This is a genomic window from Mycobacterium attenuatum (assembly GCF_900566085.1).
In the GTDB taxonomy this organism is placed as follows: Bacteria; Actinomycetota; Actinomycetes; order Mycobacteriales; family Mycobacteriaceae; genus Mycobacterium; species Mycobacterium attenuatum.
In genome coordinates, this window is sequence record NZ_UPHT01000208.1 from 1 (window position 1) to 1,719 (window position 1,719).

Consider the following 1,719-nt stretch of genomic DNA (forward strand, 5'->3'; position numbering starts at 1 on the left):
TCCCGGCGCCGCCGGATTTGCGGGCGGCAAGGGCGGCAAGGGCGGCACCGGCGGGCCCGCAGCCGGGGGCGGTGTCGCCGGCAACGGCGGCACTGGCGGCAACGGCGGCCTTGGCGGCCGGGGCGGCAACGGCCTCGACGCCGCCGGCAACGGTATTGACGGCGGGACGGGCGGTTCGGGCGGGTCAGGCGGCGCACCCGGTGCCGGCGGCCCTGCCGGCGCCGGCAGCGGCGGCCATGCGGGCAGTGCGGGCAATGGCGGAAATGGCGGTAACGGCGGCGACGGTGGCGACGGCAGCGTGGGGACCAACGGCGCCGACATGCTTGTGCCCAACAGCCCCGGCGAAAGCGGCGGCCCGGGCGGTGCCGGCGGCCAGGGCGGCGGCGGCGGTGCCGCCGGTGGCGCCGGCGGGACCGGCGGTACGGGCGGCACCGGCGGTAATGGTGCGGCTGGCGGCGACGGCGGCGACGCCGGCAACACCAGCACCAACGCCCCGATCGGTGGCGATGGCGGTACTGGCGGAGCTGGCGGCGCGCCCGGTGCGGCCGGGGCTGCCAATGGCGGCGTGGTGGGCAACGTCGGGATTGGCGGAAACGGTGGCGCGGGCGGCAATGGCGGCAACGGCGGTAGCGGCGCCGGCGGCGTCAGCCAAATCAGCAACAACGGCCTGCCGGGCGGAGACGGCTTCGCAGGCGGCGCGGGCGGACAAGGCGGCATGGGCGGTGCCCCGGGCGCCACTGGTCCCAATGGCGGCGTTGGCGGAAACGGTGGCGCGGGCGGCAATGCCGGCAATGGCGGCAATGGCGGCGATGGCGGTGGTGGCGTGACGGGCACCGGCACGGCACCTGTGGGCGGTACCGGTGGCGCCGGTGGCAAAGGTGGTGTCGGTGGAAGCGGCGGCGCGGGCGGCAATGCCGGCGGGGTCGGCGGCAACGGCGGGCAAGCCGGTAATGGCGGCTCCGGCGGAACTGCAGGCAACGGCGCCACCGGCGGTAACGGCTTCACCCCGAACACCGGCGTCACGATTGCGCCAGACGGCGGTGCCGGTGGCGCGGGCGGGCAGGGCGGCGCTGGTGGCCACGGCGGCAACGGCGGCGCTGCCGGCGACGGAGGCACCGGCGGCCAAGGCGGTACCGCCGGCAACGGTGGCGCGGGCGGCAACGGCGCCACGGGCGGCAATGGCGTGTCGGGCACCCTCACAGCGGGGCCGGGCAACGGCGCCACCGGCGGGACGGGCGGCAATGCGGGTGCCGGCGGCCACGGCGGAACTGGCGGAGTCAGTGCCAGCGGGCCTTCCGGTAACGGCGGCAATGGCGGCACTGGCGGCAAGGCGGGCGCAGGAGGCAATGGCGGCACCGGTGCCGCCGACGGTGCCGGCCCGAGCCAGGTAGTCGCCGCCGCCGGCGGCGGCGGCGACGGCGGCAGCGCGGGTACTGCCGGCGCGGGCGGCGCGGGCGGCGCCGGCGGCGCCGGCCTCAGCGGCGGCAACGGTGGTGACGGCGGCAACGGGGGCGACGGAGCCAACGGCGGTATCGGCGCTAACGGAGCCAACGGCTCGCAAACCCTGGGCATCGCCACGCCGACCGGCGGTGCCGGCGGCGCCGGGGGCACCGGAAGCAGCGGCGGCCAGCCAGGCGGGCACGGGGCGGCCGGCGCCGGCACCGGCGGTCAGGTGGGCAGCCTCGGCAAAGGCGGCAATGGCGGGGCCGGCGGGGCGGG

The 1,719-nt window shown here is 78.7% G+C and carries 1 pseudogene; it reads left to right on the plus strand.

The features are described 5' to 3' along the window. Nucleotides 1-1,719, plus strand: a pseudogene (locus tag EET13_RS30760) (PE family protein); the annotation flags it as partial.